The sequence below is a fragment of the Streptomyces laculatispora genome (genome assembly GCF_017353455.1).
Lineage (GTDB): Bacteria > Actinomycetota > Actinomycetes > Streptomycetales > Streptomycetaceae > Streptomyces > Streptomyces laculatispora.
Map to the genome: position 1 here is coordinate 1 of NZ_JAFMPZ010000523.1, position 22,290 is coordinate 22,290.

Annotated in this window: 14 protein-coding genes; 7 read left to right on the plus strand and 7 right to left on the minus strand. The window is 70.2% G+C overall.

What is annotated here, in order from left to right; genetic code table 11:
- Positions 1-431, plus strand: a 431-nt coding sequence (locus J1C73_RS27460; protein ID WP_207318741.1) for a DUF6912 family protein, incomplete at its 5' end; no start/stop codon positions are given.
- Between the two features lie 70 nt (positions 432-501).
- On the plus strand, positions 502-1,173 hold the full coding sequence (locus tag J1C73_RS27465) for an HAD family hydrolase (protein ID WP_207318742.1): 672 nt from the start codon (positions 502-504) through the stop codon (positions 1,171-1,173).
- Between the two features lie 94 nt (positions 1,174-1,267).
- Here J1C73_RS27465 and J1C73_RS27470 read toward each other — a convergent pair whose 3' ends face one another.
- On the minus strand, positions 1,268-1,834 hold the full coding sequence (locus J1C73_RS27470; protein WP_207318743.1) for a DJ-1/PfpI family protein: 567 nt from the start codon (positions 1,832-1,834) through the stop codon (positions 1,268-1,270).
- Between the two features lie 390 nt (positions 1,835-2,224).
- Between J1C73_RS27470 and J1C73_RS27475 the strand changes: the two genes are divergently transcribed.
- Entirely contained in the window at positions 2,225-7,258 is a 5,034-nt protein-coding gene (locus J1C73_RS27475) for an NAD-glutamate dehydrogenase (protein ID WP_207318744.1), read from the plus strand.
- 97 nt (positions 7,259-7,355) lie between these two features.
- Here J1C73_RS27475 and J1C73_RS27480 read toward each other — a convergent pair whose 3' ends face one another.
- Complete coding sequence (locus J1C73_RS27480) at positions 7,356-8,135, minus strand: ABC transporter ATP-binding protein (protein ID WP_207318745.1); 780 nt, start codon at positions 8,133-8,135, stop codon at positions 7,356-7,358.
- On the minus strand, positions 8,128-9,069 hold the full coding sequence (locus J1C73_RS27485; protein WP_207318746.1) for an ABC transporter permease: 942 nt from the start codon (positions 9,067-9,069) through the stop codon (positions 8,128-8,130). Before J1C73_RS27485 ends, J1C73_RS27480 begins: the two co-directional genes overlap by 8 nt.
- A 119-nt stretch (positions 9,070-9,188) precedes the next feature.
- On the opposite strand from J1C73_RS27485, the gene J1C73_RS27490 reads away from it, so the two are divergent.
- The 4 genes from J1C73_RS27490 to J1C73_RS27505 all read left to right on the plus strand — a co-directional run bounded on the left by J1C73_RS27490 (position 9,189) and on the right by J1C73_RS27505 (position 16,836).
- Complete coding sequence (locus tag J1C73_RS27490; RefSeq protein WP_207318747.1) at positions 9,189-9,806, plus strand: TetR/AcrR family transcriptional regulator; 618 nt, start codon at positions 9,189-9,191, stop codon at positions 9,804-9,806.
- 377 nt (positions 9,807-10,183) lie between these two features.
- Positions 10,184-13,729 (plus strand): bifunctional glycosyltransferase/CDP-glycerol:glycerophosphate glycerophosphotransferase, encoded by a 3,546-nt coding sequence (locus J1C73_RS27495; RefSeq protein ID WP_207318748.1) that lies wholly within the window; start codon positions 10,184-10,186, stop codon positions 13,727-13,729.
- Between the two features lie 268 nt (positions 13,730-13,997).
- The gene (locus tag J1C73_RS27500; RefSeq protein WP_207318749.1) at positions 13,998-15,239 is read left to right on the plus strand and encodes a glycosyltransferase family 39 protein; all 1,242 of its coding nucleotides are present in this window, start codon (positions 13,998-14,000) and stop codon (positions 15,237-15,239) included.
- A gap of 82 nt (positions 15,240-15,321) precedes the next feature.
- Positions 15,322-16,836: a bifunctional glycosyltransferase/class I SAM-dependent methyltransferase gene (locus J1C73_RS27505; RefSeq protein WP_207318750.1), complete on the plus strand. Its 1,515-nt coding sequence runs from the start codon at positions 15,322-15,324 to the stop codon at positions 16,834-16,836.
- 426 nt (positions 16,837-17,262) lie between these two features.
- Here J1C73_RS27505 and J1C73_RS27510 read toward each other — a convergent pair whose 3' ends face one another.
- The 4 genes from J1C73_RS27510 to J1C73_RS27525 all read right to left on the minus strand — a co-directional run bounded on the left by J1C73_RS27510 (position 17,263) and on the right by J1C73_RS27525 (position 22,061).
- Positions 17,263-19,434 carry a bifunctional glycosyltransferase/CDP-glycerol:glycerophosphate glycerophosphotransferase gene (locus J1C73_RS27510; protein WP_207318751.1) on the minus strand — a complete coding sequence of 724 codons (2,172 nt, stop codon included), beginning with the start codon at positions 19,432-19,434 and terminating at the stop codon, positions 17,263-17,265.
- Positions 19,435-19,476: 42 nt separating this feature from the next.
- Complete coding sequence (locus tag J1C73_RS27515) at positions 19,477-19,695, minus strand: hypothetical protein (protein WP_207318752.1); 219 nt, start codon at positions 19,693-19,695, stop codon at positions 19,477-19,479.
- 141 nt (positions 19,696-19,836) lie between these two features.
- Positions 19,837-20,760, minus strand: a complete 924-nt coding sequence (locus J1C73_RS27520; protein WP_207318753.1) for a carbohydrate ABC transporter permease — start codon at positions 20,758-20,760, stop codon at positions 19,837-19,839.
- A complete protein-coding gene (locus J1C73_RS27525) occupies positions 20,757-22,061 on the minus strand; it encodes a carbohydrate ABC transporter permease (RefSeq protein WP_207318754.1) in 1,305 nt (434 codons plus the stop codon). Before J1C73_RS27525 ends, J1C73_RS27520 begins: the two co-directional genes overlap by 4 nt.
- Positions 22,062-22,290: the final 229 nt, after the last annotated feature.

The following is a 22,290-nucleotide window of genomic DNA, read 5'->3' on the forward strand; positions in this document are numbered from 1 at the left end:
TCACCGCGTACGCGGTGACCCCCGCACTGCGCGAGTGGTACGTCTCCGACGACATCGAGGAACTGGAGTACGCGGCGCTCAGCCGGGCCGCGTCCGCGTCGCTGCGGATGATCGCCGGAGACCCCGCTGCCACCCGCCGTCGCGTCGTCGTCGCGGTCGATGTGCCGGACGGGGACGCCGTCGCCGACCCGGACCACATCCTGGACGCCTCGTCGCTCGGTGAGGTCGCGATCGCCTCCGCGGTGGCGCTGGCGAAGGCGGCCGCGGTGCACGTCGACTCGGACGAGGCGGACAAGGACGTCACGGCGGCCGCGGCCGCCCTGGGGGCGGCGGACCTCGGTGACGGCGACGCGCAGTTCACCGTGGACGGCGCCGAGGACCACGAGCTGCTGTGGTTCGGCATTCAGGAGATTCCGAACCTGATCGGCTGACGGCGGAGCGCAGCGGCCCTGGCGGCGGCCGGAGCACCGGTTGTCGGTGCCGGCGGGTATTTTTCTTCGCATGGGGACGCAGGAGCAGTACCGCACGCATCTGGTCTGGGACTGGAACGGCACGCTGCTCGACGACAACACCGCGGTCGTCGGCGCGACGAACGCCGCGTTCGGCGAGGTCGGCGTGGCGCCGATCAGCCTGGACCAGTACCGGGAGATGTACTGCATCCCGATACCCCGTTTCTACGAACGGATGATGGGCCGGCTGCCCACCGAGGCCGAGTGGGATCTGATGGACGTGGTCTTCCACCGCCACTACACCGAGCAGCGCGAGGGCTGCGGGCTGACGGAGGGGGCCGCGGAGCTGCTCGCGCGGTGGCAGCAGGCCGGCCGGAGCCAGTCCCTGCTGAGCATGTACGGGCACGACGAGCTGGTCCCCGTGGTGCGGGGATACGGCATCGAGCGGCACTTCGTGCGCGTCGACGGCCGCACCGGGCGCTCCGGCGGCAGCAAGGCCCAGCACATGGAGCGGCATTTCGCGGCGCTGGGCGGGATATCCCCGGAGCACGCGGTGATCATCGGAGACGCGGTGGACGACGCGGTGGCCGCCGCCCATGTCGGGGCGCGGGCGGTGCTCTACACGGGTGGTTCGCACAGCCGGGCCAGCCTGGAGGCGGCCGGGGTGCCCGTCGTGGACACCCTGGCCGAAGCGGCGGCCCTCGCCGAGCAGCTGGGCCGGTAGGGCAGCCGGCGGCCGGTACCGGCCGCCGCCCGCTCCGCACCGGCTGGGGAGCCGGTGCTCGGGTGACCCGGCCCTCCGTGCGGAGCACCCGCGCTCAGGTGACCGGGGCCTTGGTGCGGAGCACGGTCAGGAATTCACGCATCCAGGCCGAGTGGTCGGGCCAGGCGCGGGACGAGACCAGGGTGCCGTCCACCACGACCTCGGTGTCCTGGAAGGAGGCCCCGGCCGACTCCATGTCCGGTTCCAGCGCGGGATAGGCCGTGACACGGCGGTTCTTCAGCGCACCGGCCGCGGCCGTCATCAGCGGGCCGTGGCAGATCTGGGCCACCGGGCGGTCCGTGTCGAAGAACGCCGTGAGGATCTTGCGCAGGCCGGCGTCGTTGCGGAGGTACTCGGGGGCGCGGCCGCCCGGGACGACCAGGGCCACGTAGTCGGCCGGGTCGACTTCGGTGAAGGCCAGATCGGCGGGCCAGGCGTAGCCGGGCTTCTCGGTGTACGTGTCGAACCCGGGCTCGAAGTCATGGACCACGAAGCGGAGCATCTTGCGGGACGGGGCGGCGATGTGGACCTCGTACCCCTCCTCGCGCAGCCGCTGGTACGGATAGAGGACCTCAAGGGACTCGGCGGCGTCGCCGGTGACGATCAGGATCTTCGGTGCCATGGCAGGGCTCCCCACGGTTCGTCGGCCTGTTCCGGTTACCAGAGTGCGACACCACGGCACGATGCGCTGTCCAGAGTGTCAAAGTTCGGGGCTTTCTTTGTACACATACGGCTCGTGACGGTTACCGGGGCGGGGGAGATAGCCTGGACCCCGTGATCAGCGCGATACGCCTCGGGGGCAGCGAAGCCCCCGGCCTGCGCCCGGAGTGCCACAGCACCCGGGCCCTGACTGATCCCCTCAGCCCGGCCCGAGTGCCAAAAATGGCCAATATGGTCCCGGGCGTCTCTCATAGCGGCATAGCGTCGACTCAGACCGGAAACCCCGTGTCGTGGCGGTACGTCGTCTTTTTCACCTACGTCACGCAACGGCGCGCGACAGGAGCCAGAGGACATGCAGACCAAGCTGGACGAAGCCAAGGCCGAGCTGCTCGCACGGGCCGCCAAGGTAGCTGACAACAGCCCGGGCGGTGGTGTCGGTGGCCCGGGCGGTACCCCCCGGGTGCACGTTGCGGCCACCGGGGCCGACAACGGCAACGGGGCCGGGCAGGAGCGTTCGCGCCAGGACGTGCTGCTCGCCTATCTCCAGCGCTACTACCTCCACACCGCTCCGGAGGACATCGGCGGCCGGGACCCGGTCGATGTCTTCGGCGCCGCCTCCTCCCACTACCGGCTCGCGGAGAACCGCCCGCAGGGCACGGCGAACGTCCGGGTGCACACCCCGACCGTCGAGGAGAACGGCTGGACCTGCAGCCACTCCGTCGTCGAGGTCGTCACGGACGACATGCCGTTCCTGGTGGACTCCGTCACCAATGAGCTGTCCCGCCAGGGGCGTGGCATCCATGTCGTGATCCACCCGCAGGTCATCGTCCGACGCGATGTGGCCGGCAAGCTGATCGAGGTCCTCGCCGACGGCGCCGGCATTTCGACCGGTGTGCAGAACGGGCGCAAGAACGCCAAGGGGGCGAAGGACGCCAAGGCCGAGCTGCCGCACGACGCGCTCGTCGAGTCCTGGATCCACGTCGAGATCGACCGTGAGTCCGACCGTGCCGACCTCAAGCAGATCCAGGCCGACCTGCTGCGCGTGCTCTCCGACGTACGGGAGACCGTCGAGGACTGGGAGAAGATGCGGGACGCGGCGCTGCGCATCGCCGACGACCTGCCCGGCGAGCCGCTCGACGACCTCGCCGACGACGAGGTGAACGAGGCCAGGGAGCTGCTGCGCTGGCTGGCCGCCGACCACTTCACCTTCCTCGGCTACCGCGAGTACGAGCTGAAGGACTCCGACGCGCTGGCCGCCGTACCCGGCACCGGCCTCGGCATCCTGCGCTCCGACCCGCACCACAGCGAGGACGAGGCGCACCCGGTCAGCCCCTCCTTCGACCGGCTGCCCGCCGACGCCCGCGCCAAGGCGCGGGAGCACAAGCTCCTCATCCTCACCAAGGCCAACAGCCGGGCGACCGTGCACCGCCCCAGCTACCTCGACTACGTCGGCGTGAAGAAGTTCGACGCCGAGGGCAATGTCATCGGTGAGCGCCGCTTCCTCGGACTGTTCTCGTCCGCCGCCTACACCGAGTCCGTGCGCCGGGTGCCCGTCGTCCGCCGCAAGGTGGCCGAGGTGCTGGAGGGCGCGGGCTTCTCGTACAACAGCCACGACGGCCGCGACCTGCTCCAGATCCTGGAGACGTACCCGCGCGACGAGCTGTTCCAGACGCCGCCCGACCAGCTGCGCTCCGTCGTCACCTCGGTGCTCTACCTCCAGGAGCGGCGCCGGCTCCGGCTCTACCTGCGCCAGGACGAGTACGGGCGCTACTACTCCGCGATCGTCTACCTGCCGCGCGACCGCTACACCACCGGCGTACGCCTGCGGCTGATCGACATCCTCAAGGAGGAGCTGAACGGCACCAGCGTCGACTTCACCGCCTGGAACACCGAGTCGATCCTCTCCAGGCTGCACTTCGTCGTCCGGGTCGCCCCCGGCAGCGAGCTGACCGGCCTCACCGACGCCGAGGCCGACCGCATCGAGGCCCGGCTCGTCGAGGCCGCCCGCTCCTGGGCCGACGGCTTCCAGGAGGCGCTGAACGCCGAGTGCGGCGAGGAGCGCGCCGCCGAGCTGCTGCGCCAGTACGGGCACTCGTTCCCCGAGGGCTACAAGGCCGACCACTCAGCGCGCGCGGCCGTGGCCGACCTGGTCCACCTCGAAGCCCTCAAGGAGCACGAGCGGGACTTCGCCCTCAGCCTGTACGAGCCGGTCGGCGCCGCCCCCGGCGAGCGCCGCTTCAAGATCTACCGGACCGGCGAGCAGGTCTCCCTCTCCGCCGTCCTGCCGGCGCTCCAGCGCCTCGGGGTCGAGGTCGTCGACGAGCGTCCGTACGAACTGCGCTGTGCGGACCGTACGCACGCCTGGATCTACGACTTCGGGCTGCGGATGCCGCAGGGCGCGGGCGGCGGCAGCCACCTGGCCGACGACGCCCGCGAGCGGTTCCAGGAGGCCTTCGCCGCCGTGTGGACCGGCGAGGCCGAGAACGACGGCTTCAACGCGCTGGTGCTGAGCGCCGGTCTGAACTGGCGCCAGGCGATGGTGCTGCGCGCCTACGCGAAGTACCTGCGCCAGGCCGGATCGACCTTCAGCCAGGACTACATGGAGAGCACTCTCCAGAACAACGTCCACACCACCCGGCTGCTGGTCTCGCTCTTCGAGGCCCGGATGTCGCCGGGGCGCCAGAGCGCGGGCACGGAGCTGACCGACGGGCTCCTCGAAGAGCTCGACGGGGCCCTGGACCAGGTCGCCTCGCTCGACGAGGACCGGATCCTGCGGTCCTTCCTCACCGTCATCAAGGCCACCCTGCGCACCAACTTCTTCCAGCGCGCGGACAGCGGCCTGCCGCACAACTACGTGTCGATGAAGTTCGACCCGCAGTCCATCCCGGACCTCCCGGCCCCGCGCCCGGCGTTCGAGATCTGGGTCTACTCGCCGCGGGTCGAGGGCGTCCACCTGCGGTTCGGCAAGGTCGCCCGCGGTGGTCTGCGCTGGTCCGACCGCCGCGAGGACTTCCGTACCGAGATCCTCGGCCTGGTCAAGGCACAGATGGTGAAGAACACCGTCATCGTGCCGGTCGGCGCCAAGGGCGGCTTCGTCGCCAAGCAGCTCCCCGACCCGGCCGTCGACCGTGACGCCTGGATGGCCGAGGGCATCGCCTCGTACCGCACCTTCATCTCGGCACTGCTCGACATCACCGACAACATGGTGACCGGCGAGGTCGTGCACCCCAAGGACGTCGTCCGGCACGACGAGGACGACACCTACCTCGTCGTCGCCGCCGACAAGGGCACCGCGAAGTTCTCCGACATCGCCAACGAGGTCGCCGTCGCGTACGGCTTCTGGCTGGGCGACGCCTTCGCCTCGGGCGGCTCCGCCGGCTACGACCACAAGGGCATGGGCATCACCGCCCGGGGCGCCTGGGAGTCCGTCAAGCGGCACTTCCGCGAGCTCGGCCACGACACCCAGACCGAGGACTTCACCGTCGTCGGCGTCGGCGACATGTCGGGTGACGTGTTCGGCAACGGGATGCTGCTCTCCGAGCACATCCGGCTCGTCGCGGCCTTCGACCACCGGCACATCTTCATCGACCCGAAGCCGGACGCCGCGATCTCGTACGCCGAGCGGCGCCGCCTCTTCGACCTGCCGCGCAGCTCCTGGGCCGACTACAAGAAGGAACTGATCTCCGCGGGCGGCGGCATCCACCCGCGCAGCGCCAAGTCCATCCCGGTCAACGCGCACATCCGCGAGGCGCTCGGCATCGAGTCGGGGGTCACCAAGATGACGCCCGCCGACCTGATGCAGACGATCCTCAAGGCCCGCGTCGATCTGCTGTGGAACGGCGGCATCGGTACGTACATCAAGTCCTCCGCCGAGTCGAACGCGGACGTCGGCGACAAGGCCAACGACGCGATCCGTGTCAACGGCGAGGACCTGCGGGCCAGGGTCGTCGGCGAGGGCGGCAACCTCGGCGCCACCCAGCTGGGCCGGATCGAGTTCGCCCGCACCGGCGGCCGGATCAACACCGACGCGATCGACAACAGCGCCGGGGTGGACACCTCCGACCACGAGGTGAACATCAAGATCCTGCTCAACGGGCTGGTACGGGACGGCGACATGACCGTCAAGCAGCGCAACAAGCTGCTGGCCGAGATGACCGACGAGATCGGTCATCTGGTGCTGCGCAACAACTACGCGCAGAACACGGCGCTCTCCAACGCGGTCGCGCAGGCGCCCTCGCTGCTCCACGCCCACCAACGCTTCATGCGCCGGCTGGGCCGCGACGGCCATCTCGACCGGGGGCTCGAGTTCCTGCCCAACGACCGGCAGATCCGCGAGCTGCTGAGCGCCGGCAAGGGGCTCAGCCAGCCCGAGCTGGCCGTGCTGCTCGCCTACACGAAGATCACGGCGGCGCAGGAGCTGATCGGGACCAGCCTGCCGGACGACGAGTACCTGCAGAAGCTGCTGCACGCCTACTTCCCGCGGCAGCTGCGCGAGCAGTTCCCGGAGGCGGTCGACGGGCACGCGCTGCGCCGCGAGATCATCACCACGGTGCTGGTCAACGACACGGTGAACAGCGGCGGTTCGACGTTCCTGCACCGGCTGCGGGAAGAGACCGGGGCCTCGATCGAGGAGATCGTGCGGGCGCAGGTCGCGGCCCGTGAGATCTTCGGGCTCGGCAGGGTGTGGGACGCCGTGGAGGCGCTCGACAACCGGGTGCCCGCCGATGTGCAGACCCGGATCAGGCTGCACTCGCGGCGGCTCGTCGAGCGCGGTTCGCGCTGGCTGCTCGGCAACCGGCCGCAGCCGCTGGAGATCGCCGGGACGATCGACTTCTTCCGGGCCGGTGTCGAGCAGGTCTGGGCCGAGCTGCCCAAGATGCTGATGGGCGCCGACCAGAAGTGGTACCAGTCGATCCTGGACGAGCTCACCGAGGCGGGTGTCCCGGACGAGCTGGCGCAACGCGTCGCCGGATTCTCGTCCGCCTTCCCGACGCTCGACATCGTGGCGATCGCGGACCGTACGGAGAAGGACCCGCTGTCCGTCGCCGAGGTGTACTACGACCTCGCCGACCGGCTGTCCATCACCCAGCTGATGGACCGGATCATCGAGCTGCCGCGGGCCGACCGCTGGCAGTCGATGGCCCGCGCGTCCATCCGCGAGGACCTGTACGCCGCTCACGCGGCGCTCACGGGTGACGTGCTGAGTGTGGGCAACGGGTCCTCCACGCCGCAGGAGCGGTTCGAGGCGTGGGAGGAGAAGAACGCGGCGATCCTGACGCGGTCGCGCTCCACGCTGGAGGAGATCCAGGGGTCGGACGCGTTCGACCTGGCGAACCTGTCGGTGGCGATGCGGACGATGCGGACGCTGCTGCGTACGCACGCGTAGCGGTGGCGGGGGCGAGGCGGCTGCCGGGTGTGTCCGGCGGCCGCCTCGCCCTCAGTCGCCGGACGGGCTCGAAGTGCCGCCCCCGGGCCGGGGGCGGTTATTTCTTGCCGGTGAACTTCTCGTAGGCGGCGACCACTTCTTTCGCCGGGCCGTCCATGCGCAGCGTTCCCGCCTCCAGCCAGATCGCCCGGTCGCAGGTCTCGGTGATCGACTTGTTGTGGTGGCTGACCAGGAAGACCGTGCCGGCCTGCTGACGCAGTTCGATGATCCGTTCCTTGCTGCGGCGCTGGAACTTGGCGTCACCGGTGGACAGGGCCTCGTCGATCAGCAGCACGTCGTGGTCCTTGGCCGCGGCGATCGAGAAGCGCAGCCGGGCGCCCATGCCGGAGGAGTACGTGCGCATCGGCAGGGTGATGAAGTCGCCCTTCTCGTTGATGCCGGAGAAGTCGACGATCCCCTCGTAGCGCTCGCGGATCTCGTTGCGGCTCATGCCCATCGCGAGTCCGCCGAGGACGACGTTGCGCTCGCCGGTCAGATCGCTCATCAGCGCGGCGTTCACCCCGAGCAGCGAGGGCTGGCCCTGGGTGTGGACGCGGCCCCTCGTGGCGGGCAGCAGACCGGCGATGGCCTTCAGCAGCGTCGACTTCCCCGAGCCGTTGGAGCCGATCAGGCCGATCGCCTCCCCCTTGTACGCGGCGAAGCTGACCCCCTTCACGGCGTGCACCTCGCGCACCCCGGGGGACTGCCGGCGCGAGGCGAGCCGGCTGAGGGCCGAAGTGGCGCTGCCCTTGCCGGTGCGGGCGCCGTTGACCTTGTACGTGATGTGGACGTCGTCGACGACGACCGTCGGTACTCCGGGCGAAGTGCTGTCAGCCACGTCCGTAACTCTCCTCGGCCTGCCAGAAGTAGATGAATCCGCCCACGCCGCACACCAGGGCCCAGCCCGTGGCGATGGCCCACACGTGCGGGGGCAGCTGTCCGCCGTCGAAGCTGTCGATGAGCGCGAACCGCATCAGGTTGATGAAGACGGCGGCCGGATTGATCTCCAGCGCCAGCTTCACCAGGTGCGGGACCCGGTCGCCCTGGAGCATCGTGCCGATGCTCCACATCACGCCCGACGCGTACATCCAGGTGCGCAGGATGAACGGTGTCAGCTGGGCGATGTCCGGGGTCCGCGCGGCGAGGCGGGCCATGGCCATCGAGATGCCGGTGTTGAAGACGGCCTGCAGCGTCAGGGCCGGTACGGCCAGCAGCCAGGAGGGCTGCGGGTACTGGCCGAACACCAGCAGGATCAGCACCAGTGCGCCCAGCGAGAAGATCAGCTGCTGGAGCTGTTGCAGGGCCAGCGCGATGGGCAGCGAGGCGCGCGGGAAGTGCAGGGCCCGCACGAGCCCGATGTTGCCGCTGATCGCGCGGGTGCCCGCGGTGATCGAGCTGCTGGTGAAGGTCCAGATGAAGACGCCGGTGACCAGGAACGGGACGTAGTCCGGGACGCCGTGCTTCGTCTTCATCAGGACGCCGAAGATGAAGTAGTAGACCGTCGCGTTGAGCAGCGGGGTCATGATCTGCCAGATCTGGCCGAGCTTCGCCTGGCTGTACTGGGCGGTGAGCTTGGCGGTGGCGAAGGCCGTGATGAAGTGCCGCCGTCCCCACAGTTCCCTGACGTACGCGGGAAGGGACGGCCGGGCCCCGCTCACGGTCAGCCCGTGCCGGGCGGCGAGGGCCGCGAGCTCTCCGGGCGCGTACACGGGAGGGGACGCGTCGGGCGGGGTGACCGCCGGGGCCGCCGGAGCTGTTGTCTGGCTCACCACGATCGCTTTCGTCGAGGGGGGGAGGGACACACGCAAGCGACGGGACGGAACCGTATCGTCGCAACGCCGAGGGTAGGACGAGACGACGTCGCAACGCAACCGTTTCGTCGTCGCGGACTATGATTCGGGCCATGACCACCGACCCGGGAAGCCGCCGCCGTGTCCCCGCCGGAGCCGCCGTGCTGCGCGAGGACGTGACCGATGCGATCCGCAGCGCGGTCTTCGAGGAGCTGGCCGCGGTCGGCTTCGCCCGGATGTCCATCGAGGGCATCGCCCGGCGCGCGGGCGTCGGCAAGACCGCGGTCTACCGCCGCTGGAAGTCCAAACTGCACATGGTCCTCGACCTGGTCTCCGCCGTCGCGGTGCAGGGCATGCCCGCCCCGGCCACCGGCTCGCTGTACGGGGACGTCCGCGCCGTGCTCGAACTGGCCGCCTACGCCCTGCGCCACCCGCTCGCCTCCCAGGTCATCCCGGACCTGCTCGTCGAGGCGGCCCGGAACCCGGAGATCTCCGCCACCATCAAGGCCGCCCTGCTCGACCCGCAGCTGGGCATCGCCGCCGTGGTCGTACGGGACGCCGTGGCGCGCGGGGAACTGCCGGAGGGCAGCGACCCCGACCGCGCCCTCGACCTGATCGTCGGCCCGCTCTACTGGCGCCTCGCGGTGGTCCGGGGCGAGCTGCCCGCGGGGTATCTGGACGATCTGGCGGCCTCGGCCGTGGCCGCGCTCACCCGCTGACCGCGGGAAGGAACCGGCCTCGCGCGTTCCGCGTCTTGTCTGGCGGCAGACCCGGTGGTTCCGAGCGGGTCCGTCCCCGGCTGCCGCTTCGGACCGGGGTGTGAGTGTGCTTTTAAGAGCTGCCGGTCCATCGGATAGTCTGGTGGGCGGGCCGCCCACCGGGCCTCCCGGAGCATGCGCCACACCGTGCTCCCGGGCCGTCCGGGCGAAGCCCCGGGCACTGCCGTCACCGCCGAGGACGAACCCTGGATCGGAGCGGCTTTGCCCACGGGGCGAGCACGGTGCAGGCGTAGTCACTCGTTCGGGACCGTAACCGGTGACCCCCGACCGTTCACACGGTTGAGCCATACGGACAGCCAGGCCCCCGATGAACGGACGTGCTCAACATGCCGCCACGGCTCAGTGTCGTTGTCCCCGTCTATAACGTGGAACTCTTCCTGACGGACTGCCTGAAGTCCCTCGCGGAGCAGACCATGACCGACCTCGAGGTGGTGATGGTCGACGACGGGTCCACCGACGGCAGTGCAGCTCTGGCCGCCGAGTTCGCCGCGCAGGACGACCGCTTCCGGCTGGTGAGCCAGAAGAACGGCGGGCTGGGGCACGCCCGTAACACCGGTGTCCGCAACTGCGACCCGGAGAGCCGCTACCTGGCCTTCGTCGACAGCGACGACATCATCCCGTCGAACGCGTACGAGCTGCTCGTCGGGGCGCTGGAGGAGACCGGCTCGGACCTCGCGTCCGGCAATGTGCTGCGGCTGCGCGCCGGCGGCAAGCTCCAGCAGTCGCCGATGTTCCGCAAGCCCATGGCCACGACCCGGCTGCGCACCCACGTCTCGCGCGACCTGGATCTCCTCGGCGACCGGATCGCCTGCAACAAGGTCTTCCGCCGCTCCTTCTGGGACAAGCACGAGTTCGCCTTCCCGGTCGGCGCGCTCTACGAGGACATCCCCGTCGTGCTGCCGGCCCACTTCCTGGCCGGCTCCGTCGACATCGTGAAGGACCCCGTCTACCAGTGGCGGGACAGGCCGGGCTCGATCACCACCAGCCGGGCCGTCGTCCGCGGCGTCCGCGACCGGGTCGCGCACGTGCAGGGGGTCTCCACCTTCCTGGCGGAGAACCGCACGCCCGCCGACAAGAACCACTACGAGGCGCACGCCCTCGCCAACGACCTCTGGTACTTCATGGAGGTCCTCCCCGACGGTGACGCGGAATACCGCGAGGCCTTCCTGACGCACTGCAACGCCTTCATCGACCAGGTCGACCCGACGGTTCTCGACGGACTCCCGCTGCGGCTGCGCCTGATGTGGTACCTGGTGCGCGAGCACCGCATGGAGGAGCTGCTGGCGCTGCTCGCCTACGACAAGCGCGAGCCCGGGGCGTTCGCCGTACGCGGGGTGCGCCGCCGGCAGGCCGAATACCCGGTGCTGAAGCAGCCGGTGCCGGCCCAGGTGCTGCGCGTGGCCGACCGCGACCTCCCGCTCGCCGCCCGGCTGCGGGACGCGCAGTGGCGCGACGGCAAGCTGCACCTCAAGGGGTACGCCTACATCCGCAACCTGCCCGTCGCCGCGGGCCCCAGCGAGTTCCGGATCGGCTGGCTGCGGGCCGGCCGGCGCAACGTGGTGCCGCTGCGGCTGCGCAGGACCGACGAGCAGGAGGCCACCGCCCGCTCCCGCCAGAGCCTGCACGACTACGACCGGGCGGGCTTCGAGGCGGTCATCGACCCGGCGAAGCTCCGCATCGCCGCCGACGGCACGCCCAAGCAGCTCACCTGGCAGCTGGAGATCGGCATCGCCAGGAACGGCCTGCTGCGCCGCTCCTTCCCCTCCGTCCGCGAGGCCTCCGTGGCACCGCCCGTGTACCGGCCGGACGGGGACCACCGGATCGTCCCGGCCTTCGACGCCGACAAGCTGGTGCTGCACGCGGAGCGGATCGACGCCCGGTTCGAGACCCACCGCGCGGGCGACACGTCCGGCACCGTCATGGTGTCCGGCATGGTCCGCGACCGCCTCGCGGGCGGCGCGCTGCGGCTCGGCCTCACGCACAAGGCCACCGGCACCGCGTACGACGTCCCGGTCACGGTGGGCGAGGGCACCGAGTCCTCGGCCGCCGGCTGGCGCCGCTTCACCGCGGAGCTCCCGCTCGCGGCTGTCACCGAGGCCCGTCCCACGGCGGACGACGCGCCGAAGAGCCTCGGGTACAGCGTCCACCTGGTCGGCCCCAAGAACCAGAGGACGCCGATCGACGTGCCCGGCCCCGTGCTGCCCGGCCGCTACCCGCTCGGCGACGGCGCGGACGGCGTGCGCCGCGAGCTCGCCTTCGTCACGAGCTCCCGCGGGAACCTGCTGATCAGCGACCGCACCGTGCAGCCCGCCGTCGAGCTGGCGAGCTGGACCGATGACGGGCGGCTGTTCCTGGAGGGCACCTTCCCCGAGGACCCGGCGCACCCCGTCGAGCTGGTGGCCCAGAACAGCAGCCACCGCGAGGAGGCGACCTTCCCGGTCGAGTTCTCCGGCGACGACGACGCACGGCGCTTCCGCGCCGAACTGCGGCCGGACGCCGTCGAGGGACCCGGCGGCCCGCTCCCGCTCGGTGAGGGCAACTGGTACTTCTTCTTCCGCGAGAAGGGCGCGGGCGACGAGAGCGGCGACATCGCGCTGCGCATCCCGGCCGCCGCCTTCCGCAGCCTGCCCGCCACCCGCACCCTCACCGGCCGCGACTACACCATCGAGCGGCGCTTCGGCGACCAGCTCCTGGTCGTCTCCGCCCCGGTGCTCACTGCCTCGGAGCGCGGTCTGCGCGCCAAGAAGCTGTTGAGCGACTCCTACGCGGCGCAGCGCACCGCGCCGCTGCGCGAGGCCGCCCTCTACAGCAGCTTCGACGGCCGCCAGTTCTCCGACTCGCCGCGTGCGGTCTACGAGGAACTGGTGCTCAGGGGAGCCGAGTTGGAGCACCTGTGGGTGGTGCGCGACCAGCAGGCCATCATCCCCGCGGGCGCCACCGCCGTGGAGCACGGCTCGGCCGCCTGGCACGAGGCGCTGGCCCGCAGCCGGCACATCGTCACCAACACCCAGCTGCCCGAGTGGTTCGTGCGGCGCGAGGACCAGACCGTCGTCCAGACCTGGCACGGCACCCCGCTCAAGCGCATCGGCCTTGAGCTCGCGGGCACGATCCAGGCGAACACCGCCTACATCGGCACGCTCAAGCAGCGCGCCCGGCAGTGGAGCTTCCTGGTCTCCCCGAACACGTTCTCCACCCCCGTCCTGCGCCGTTCGTTCGGTTTCGAGGGCGAGGTCCTGGAGTGCGGCTATCCGCGTAACGACCTCTTCCACGCCCCCGACCGGACGAAGGTCGCCGAGGCGGTACGGGAGAGGCTCGGGATTCCCGCGGGCAAGCGGGTCGTGCTGTACGCGCCGACCTGGCGCGAGGACCAGCAGCTGGGCGGCGGGCGCTACTCCCTGGGCCTCCAGCTCGACCTGGCCGCGGCCGAACGCGAACTGGGCGCGGACACCGTGCTGCTGGTGCGCCGTCACTACATGGTCACCGACCGGCTCCCGGACAGCGGCACCGGATTCGTTCGCGACGTCTCGCGCTACCCGGACGTCGGCGAGCTGATGCTGATCAGCGACGCGCTGGTCACCGACTACTCCTCGCTGATGTTCGACTTCGCCCAGACCGGCCGTCCGATGCTCTTCCACACCTACGACCTGGAGCACTACCGCGACACGCTGCGCGGATTCAGCTTCGACTTCGAGGCGCGTGCTCCCGGCCCGCTGATCCCGGGCTCCGACGACCTGATCGACGCCCTGCGCGACCCGGTCCGGGCCATCGCGGGACACGCGGAAGCCTACGAGGCATTTCGGCGGGACTTCTGCGACCTCGACGACGGCCGTGCGACGGCCCGGGTGGTCGACCGGATGCTGTAGTCCGCGTATCGCGCGAAACGTCGCCCCCGCAGGGGCACATGTGCCCGGCCGGTACCCGTACCGGCCGGGCACCGGCGTGTGGTGAACCGCGGTACGACGCCGCGGTGAACGGGAATTGACGTACGGACTGACCGAACTGCGTGAACCGTTCGAGTGATTCGGCATTCCCGGTGTTTGTGCAGACCCGCAGCGCATTCGAGCCGCGAGCCCCATAAGTGTGTTCATCGGTGCGTTGCATAGCGTCGCCGGGTTGCTACGTTCTGCTTTCATGGGTATCCGAATGCGGTGCGAGTCCTGGGACGTGCGGCGCGCGAGAGCCGTCGTGCTCGTTGCCGCGGCCGTCGGCCTCCTGACTCGCATGCTCATCGCGGCGAATACGCCGGGCCCGGCCGATGTGCGCATCTTCGCGGATTTCGCCAAGGCGGTCACCGTCTACGGCCCCGTCCGGATCTATGAACACCCGCTGCCCGGACTGCCCGTCTACAACCATCCGCCGCTGGCCGGCTGGATGCTGCTCGGCCTGAACGGTCTTTCCGAACTCGGAATGTCGTTCGCCACGCTCATCCGCTCACCCGCGTCCATCGCCGACTTCTGCTGCGCGATTCTCGTGTTCGAGATCGTCCGGCGGCGGGCCGCCCAGGGGACGGCGGTGCTGTGCGGCGTCGGAGTCGCCGTCAGCCCGGTACTGATCGCCACCTCCGGCTATCACGGCAACACCGACGCGGTCGCCATCGCGTTCGCCCTGGCCGCCGCCCATCTGCTGGCCGACCGGAAGTCGCCGTTGGCCGCGGGAGTGGCCGCGGCGCTCTCGATCAGCGTCAAGTTCATTCCGGTGGTGGTGATCCCGGCGCTGTTCGTCGCCGCGCTGCGCGGCGGCCGGCCGGTGCTGGTCCGCTTCGCCGCCGGGTTCGGCGCGCTGTTCGCCCTGGTGTGGGGGCCGGTCCTGGTGACCGTGCCGCAGCACCTCAGGGAGAACGTCCTGGAGTACGCGGGCGGCACCTACCACCTCTGGGGGCTGGTCCGGTTCGCCGATGTGCTCGGGCTGCCGGATTCCGTCATCACCTCCATGCAGGGCGGCGGCCACTTCCTCTTCGCGCTGGTCTGCGTGGCGGCCGGGGTCTGGCTGGCGTGGCTGCGGCCCGGTCAGCTGCCCGGGGCCGTTGGCGTCACCCTGGGCCTGCTGCTGCTCCTGTCCACCGCCTCCGGTCTGCAGTACCTGACCTGGGCGGCCGCCGGAACGTTCGTTCTCGGGTTCTGGGAAGGGCTCGCGTACAGCTGTGCGGCCGGGCTGACCGCCGTCCTCGGCTACAGCGGACGCTCCGCCGTGCGCTGGAACGAGCTGACGCTGGAAGTGGGCGCCGCCGGATGGACCGTCCTCGCGGTCGGCCTCGCCGTCGGCGTCCGCCGGATCCTCGCCGCTCAGCCGGACACACCCCCGAAGCCCCCCGCCGAGCGGGCACCGCTCGGCGCTCCCCGTACCTCGCGGCCCTCCGGTTCCGCGGTCAACTGACCGCGCGCAGCGGCGCCGCATCCCCCCGCCCAACCGTCCTCGACCCCAGCACCGAGCACCGAGCGCAACTGGAGAACGCCCCGTGAAGGAAAGCCCGAGCCCCAGGATCGGCATCCTGGTGGTCGCGTACAACGCGGAGACAACGCTGGAGAAGACCCTCGACCGGATTCCGGAGGACTTCCGGTCCAGGGTCGACGAGATCCTCATTCTCGACGACGCCAGTCATGATGCGACCTTCACCGCCGGCTGCCGATGGTCCCAGGCGGACGGAATGCCGCGGACCGTGGTGATGCGGCACACCAAGAACCTGGGATACGGCGGAAACCAGAAGGCCGGATACGCGCTGGCAGCCGCGCACGGACTGGACATCATCGTGCTCCTGCACGGCGACGGACAGTACGCCCCGGAACTGCTCCCCGATATGGTCGCCCCGATCGAACGCGGCGAATGCGAAGCGGTGTTCGGATCGCGGATGATGAAATCCGGCACTGCCCTCAAGGGCGGAATGCCGGTCTACAAGTGGCTGGGCAACCGCATTCTCACCCGGCTGGAGAACGGCCTCCTCGGTTCGCAGCTGACCGAATTCCACTCCGGGTACCGCGCCTACAGCGTCGAGGCGCTGAAGAGGCTGCCGATCGACCGGAACACCGACGCCTTCGACTTCGACACCCAGATCATCGTCCAGCTCCTCAACGCGGGAATGCGGATCAAGGAGATCCCCGTGCCCACGTACTACGGCGACGAGATCTGCTACGTCAACGGCATGAAGTACGCGAAGGACGTCGTCAAGGACGTCCTCGAATACCGCCTGGCGGTCAAGGGGTTCGGCACCTGCGCCTGGATCCCGAAACCCGTCGAGTACGCCTTCAAGGAGGGCGACGGCTCCTCGCACGCGGTCATCCTGGAGAAGATGCGGAAGCTGCCGCCCGGCCGGGTCCTGGACCTCGGCTGTTCCGGCGGTCTGTTCGCGGAGCGGCTGGAGGCACTCGGCCACGAGGTGACCGGTGTGGACTTCGTCGAGGTTCCCGGAGTACGGGAGAAGTGCACGTACTTCCACCTCGCCAATCTGGAGGAGGGCCTGCCGGTCGAGGCCGGCGTCGACTTCGACTACGTCGTCGCCGGGGACGTCATCGAGCATCTCTCCCGCCCCGAGCGGGTGCTCACCGAGGTCGCCACCGTGCTCCGGCCGGGCGGCCAGGTGCTGCTGTCCGTTCCGAACTTCAGCCACTGGTACTCACGGATGCGCGTCGCGCTCGGCGCCTTCGACTACGACCGCCGCGGCATCCTCGACGAAACGCATCTGCGGTTCTTCACCCGGGCCAGCCTGCGCCGCACGGTACGCAACGCGGGCTACGACGTCCTGGACATCACCTCGACGGGGGCGCCGTTCTGGTCGCTGCTCGGACGGGGCCCGCTGGCCGCGGTACTCGGCGGGTTGTCCAGGCTGCTGACCCGGATCAGGCCGACGCTGTTCGGCTATCAGCACGTCGCACTGCTCACCCCGCATGCGGCCGAGACGATCATCGCTGGAGAGCACGTCGATGTACAGGACATCCTCAACCCGCAGTACGTCCCTGCCGACCGGGTCGCCGTCTGAGGCGACCGTTCCCCAACCCACCGCCGCCCAAGCGTCCGAGAATCCGGCCGCCGCCGTCAGGAGCAAGGTCTTGCCCCTTCCCAGCCTGCTGCTGCTGCTGTTCGCCGTGTTCTCGTCCGCGGGCGGCCAGATCATGCTCAAACACGGGATGAAGGGCGCCGCGGCCGCCGCCGGGGAGCACGGCGGCTCCGTCGCCCTGCGGGCCGCCACCAGCCCCTGGGTGGTGGTCGGGCTGGTGATCTTCGCGGTCTCCGCCCTCGCCTGGATGTCCACCCTGGCCAAGGTGCCGCTCTCCATCGCGTACCCGTTCAACGCGCTGGGCTATCTGCTGATCGTGCTGGCCGGGGCGACCGTGCTGCACGAGCGGACCTCGATGTGGACCTGGGGCGGCTCGCTGCTCGTGGTCGTCGGCCTCGATCGGGTGGGTCAGGCGGTTCCGGTCGCCGGCTCCTCGCCCAGCAGGACCCGGCGCACCACGCGCTCCGCGGCGCGGCCGTCGTCGTACGGGCAGAACCGCTCGCGGAACGCCTTCAGCAGTGCCTCGCTCGCCGGGCTGTCCCAGCTGCCGTCGGTGAACGCCCGGGCCAGCTCGTCCGTGGTCGTCGCGACGGCACCCGGGGTCTCGCCGGGCTTGCCGGACAGCAGGTCGAAGACCACGCCGCGGACCGTGCGGTACGTCTCCCAGTCCGGGGCGTGCACCACGATCGGGCGGTTCAGGTGGGCGTAGTCGAACATCACCGACGAGTAGTCCGTGATCAGCGCGTCGGCGGCCAGGCAGAGGTCCTCGATCCGCGGGTGGTCGCTGACATCGATGATCGACGGGTTCTCGGGGAGTCCGGCGCCGCCGTAGAAGTAGTGCGCGCGGACCATGACCACGGTGTCCGGGCCCACCGTCTCGCAGAACCGGGCCAGGTCGAGGCGGCTGGTGAAGCCGGCCTCGTAGTCGCGGTGGGTGGGCGCGTACAGCAGGGCGCGCTGGCCGGGACGGATGCCGAGCCCCTCGCGGATCTTGTCGGTCTGCTCCTGCGTCGCCGTCGCGAAGACGTCGTTGCGGGGGTAGCCCGTCTCCAGCGAGCGCGCGGCACTCGGGTAGGCGCGGGACCACACCTCGGTCGAGTGCGGGTTGGCGGAGACGCTCCAGTCCCACCGGTCGACCCGCTTGAGCAGCCGGTCGAAGTTGAGCCCCTGCGCGGCCGCCGGATAGTTCTGCTGGTCCATCCCCATGATCTTCAGCGGGGTGCCGTGGTGGGTCATCACGTGGATCTGGCCGGGGCGCTTGACCAGGTGGTCGGCGAAGTTGACGTTGTTGAAGAAGTACGTGGCACGGGCCAGCGCCGACCAGTAGCGGCGGGTGCCGGGCACCACGTAGTCGATGCCCTTCGGCAGCGAGTCCACCTGGTTCTTCGACACCACCCAGACCCCGTGCACATCGGGGGCCAGCTCCTGGGCCTTGCGGTAGATCGCCTCGGGGTTGCAGCTCACGCCGCGGTTCCAGTAGGCCGCGTAGACGGCGAGCTTCGGGTCCAGCGGAAGCTTGCGCTGCGCCTTGTAGTAGCGCGCGGTGAACGACTTCTTCGCCTTGGCCCGCGCCGTGCTGGGGGCCGTGCGCAGGCTCCGCCGGGTGGCGAGGGCGGTGTCGAGGGCGCCGAGAGCGGCGTACTTCCCGCCGCCCATCAGCTGCGGCCGGAGCCCCTTCGCGCCGCCCGGGAAGGTGAAGCCGTCGGGGCGGTGGCCGCTGTGGAACGAGGCGACGGCGCTGACGTACTGCCTGCGGCGCTTCGTCACCATCGGGTACGCGGAAAGCAGCTCCTGGACCGCGCGGTCGAAGATCAGCCCGCGTACGGGGCTCAGGGCCGGGCGCGCCTCGACGAACGTCATCAGCTCGCCGTACGCGTCGACCAGCTCCAGCGGCGTCGAGCCGGCCGTCGGCTCCGCCGCGTCCGCGAGGCCGGGCAGATAGCGCTGCTGGCGGTGCTCGACGCAGGCGGTGCCCAGCGTGGCGACCGAACCGGCGACGGCGAGCGTCTTCAGCGCGTACATGCGCTCACCGTGCGGGCCGGGGCCGAAGGCCAGGCTCTCGCTCTCGGCGAGGGTGCGGCGGACCGCCCGGTTCCAGGACACCGGCGCGATGTCCAGGAGGCCGGGGCGGGCGGCGAGGGTGTGCGGGCCCGCGGGCATGCCGCTCAGCAGCTCCAGCGAACGGGTCATCCGGGTCTTGCCGCGGAACGGGCGCTTGCGGTGGCCGAACACCAGCACATCGGGAGCGTCGGCGGATTCCAGCCGGTCCGCGATGTCCTGCAGCGCGCCCGGAAGGTAGATGTAGTGACCCTCGAGGAAGAGGAGGTAGTCCCCGGTGGCCCGCTCGGCCCCGGCGTTGCGGCGGCCGTGGGCTCCCGAGCCCTCGGGCAGGTGGATGGCCTGGACCCGGCTGTCACGCGCGGCGAACTCGTCCAGCACCAGTCCCGAACCGTCCGGAGCGCCGTCATCCACACCGATCACCTCGATGTCCGTGAACGACTGCGAGAGCACCGACTCCAGGCACTCGCGCAGACTTCCCCGGGCGCGGCGGACGGGGATGATGACACTCAGCCGGGGCATACAGACTCTTTCTCGGACTGTGCGTACTGGGGCGCACACAGATTACTGCGGGGCGCTCAGCAGAACGGGCAGGGGGCTGACAAGGGTGCGGTGGTCGGGAGGCAGGCGGGCCGGGCCCTGGTGGGGCCGCCGGCCGGTCGGAGCCGTCCGGTCCATGGATATGGACGCGGTGATTCCGGCCGGGACCGGTAGACGCACCACTCTGCCGTCGATGTGGTCGACCGCGTGGCTGATGAAGGCCCCACTTATCATACTACCCACGCTCTTAAGTGAACCTTGGACATCCAGGGGCGTGCGGGACCACTGCACCCCGGGCACGCGGACGGGGCAGTCCATGGTGGCTGACCGGACTGCCCCGCGTTGACGCACATGCCCCGGGAGGGTGTGGATCACGCCCGGCGGCTACTTGACCGCGCCCGCCATGACGCCGGAGACGAACTGGCGCTGGAAGGCGAAGAACACCGCGAGCGGTATCACCATCGAAACGAAGGCACCGGGCGCCAGGACGTCGATGTTGTTGCCGAACTGCCGTACCTGCTGCTGGAGTGCGACCGTGATCGGCGGCGAGCCGGAGTCCGCGAAGATCAGTGCGACCAGCATGTCGTTCCACACCCAGAGGAACTGGAAGATCCCGAGCGAGGCGATCGCGGGACCGCCCAGCGGCATCACGACCCGGGTGAAGAGCCGGATCTCGCCCGCTCCGTCGAGCCGCGCCGCCTCCAGCAGCTCCCGCGGGATCTCCGCGAAGAAGTTCCGCAACAGGAAGATCGCGAAGGGCAGGCCGAAGGCGGTGTGGAAGATGATCACGCCGAAGGTCGTCTCGAAGATGCCGACCGCGCCGAAGAGCTTGGAGACCGGGATCAGCGCGACCTGCACCGGGACCACCAAGAGCCCCACCACCACCAGGAACCACCAGTCGCGGCCCGGGAACTCCATCCAGGCGAAGGCGTATCCGGCGAGCGAGCCGATCACCACGACCAGGACGGTCGACGGGACGGTGATCATGACGGTGCTGAGCAGTGAATCGGTGATCGTCGAATTGTCCAGCAGCCGGGCGTAGTTGTCGAAGGTCAGCTCGGACGGGACGGTGAAGACCTTCCACCAGCCGGTCGCCGCGATCTTGTCCGCGCTGCGCAGCGAGGACAGCAGCAGCCCGATGGTGGGCATCAGCCAGAACAGCGCCACCAGGATCAGGACGACCCGCATCACGCCGCCGCCGGCCCGTGCCGCGATCCGGGCGCCGAGCGACCGTCCGGCCTTCGCCGCGCCGGTGTCCGGGGCGGCGCCCGCCCCGGCGGGCGGGGCCGTGGTCGAGGGTGTCGTCATCGGCGCCCCTCCTTCCGTATCCGCCTGATGTTGAAGAGCATCACCGGGACCACCAGCAGCAGCAGGAGCACGGCGATGGCGCTGCCGATCCCCAGGTCCGCGTCCGTGCCGAACGAGGACCGGTAGAGCTGGAGCGCCAGCACGTTCGCGTCGTCCTGCGAGGAGCCCGGCGCGATGATGAAGACCAGGTCGAAGACCTTCAGGACGTTGATCATCAGCGTCACCAGCACCACCGCGAGGACCGGGGCGAGCATCGGCACCGTGATCCGGCGGAACACCTGCCACTCGTTGGCCCCGTCCACCCGGGCCGCTTCGAGGAGTTCGCGCGGCAGGCCCGCCAGGCCGGCCGCGATCAGCACCATGGCGAAGCCCGCCCACATCCAGACGTAGCTGCCGATGATGCCGGGCGTCACCAGGGTCGGCCCGAGCCAGTCGACCCCGTTGTACGGCTCCTTGAAGTTGGAGGCCGGCAGCCGGAGTTCGGCGCCGTCCGCCGCGGCGGGCAGCGTGAACGTGCCGTCGGCGCCGGCGGTGGCCGAGGCGACCACCTCGCCGTCCTTGACGGCCTCGACCTTGATGCCCTTGAGCCCGAGCTCCTTGGGGTCGATGACGTTGGGCTTCCCGCCGCCGCCCTTGGTGAAGTCCAGCCAGGCGGTGCCGGTGATCTTCCCGCCGGTCACCGCCGCGGGGGCCCGTGCGGGCTTCGCGTCACCGGGCATCTTCGCGGGCGCCACCCCGACCAGGGGCAGTTGGACCGGCTCCCCGGCCCGGACCGGCACCTTGGTCACGAAGGACCCGCCGCCGGCCGCCTTCAGCGCGTGGACGGGCAGCGGATGCGCCTTGGGGAACCCGGTCGATTCGGCGAACGTGTCGTGCACGCCCACCCATACGGCGTTGGCGACCCCCCGCTCCGGTGCCTGGTCGTACACCAGCCGGAAGATGATGCCCGCGGCGAGCATCGAGATCGCCATCGGCATGAAGACGATCAGCTTGAACGCCGTTCCCCAGCGGATGCGTTCGGTCAGCACCGCGAAGATCAGGCCGAGGACGGTGGAGACGGTCGGTGCCAGGACGACCCAGATCGCGTTGTTCTTGACCGCGGTACGGATGGTGTCGTCGGTGAACAGCGCCTTGTAGTTGTCGAGTCCGGCGAAACCGGTCCCCGCCTGGTCGAAGAAGGACCGGTAGACGGAGTACACGATTGGATACACCACGAGCGCGCCGAGCAGCGCCAGCGCGGGCAGCAGGAAGAGCGCCGCGATGACCCTGCGGGTGCCGGTGACGCTCTTGCGGCTGGGCACCTCACGGGCGGGCGGCTGCCCGGAGCCGGGCTGCCTGGGGGCGGGTACCGGGGTCCCGCCGCGGGGTTGGGTGTCTGCGGGGGACGCCTCGTCGGCGCCCCCCGCTTCGGCTGTCGTCCTCCCGTCAGCTCTTGTACGCCTTGGCCGCGTCGGACTCCAGTTTCGCCTGGGTCCCCGCGTTGTCCTTCGGGTTCTTCAGGAAGTCCTGCAGGCGCTTCCACTCACCCTT

What these genes read in the sequence shown, in the direction of transcription:
- J1C73_RS27465 (WP_207318742.1), top strand. Translation starts at nt 502, where the DNA reads ATGGGGACGCAGGAGCAGTACCGCACGCATCTGGTCTGGGACTGGAAC.
- J1C73_RS27470 (WP_207318743.1), bottom strand. Translation starts at nt 1,834, where the DNA reads ATGGCACCGAAGATCCTGATCGTCACCGGCGACGCCGCCGAGTCCCTT.
- J1C73_RS27475 (WP_207318744.1), top strand. Translation starts at nt 2,225, where the DNA reads ATGCAGACCAAGCTGGACGAAGCCAAGGCCGAGCTGCTCGCACGGGCC.
- J1C73_RS27490 (WP_207318747.1), top strand. Translation starts at nt 9,189, where the DNA reads ATGATTCGGGCCATGACCACCGACCCGGGAAGCCGCCGCCGTGTCCCC.
- J1C73_RS27500 (WP_207318749.1), top strand. Translation starts at nt 13,998, where the DNA reads ATGGGTATCCGAATGCGGTGCGAGTCCTGGGACGTGCGGCGCGCGAGA.
- J1C73_RS27510 (WP_207318751.1), bottom strand. Translation starts at nt 19,434, where the DNA reads ATGCCCCGGCTGAGTGTCATCATCCCCGTCCGCCGCGCCCGGGGAAGT.
- J1C73_RS27520 (WP_207318753.1), bottom strand. Translation starts at nt 20,760, where the DNA reads ATGACGACACCCTCGACCACGGCCCCGCCCGCCGGGGCGGGCGCCGCC.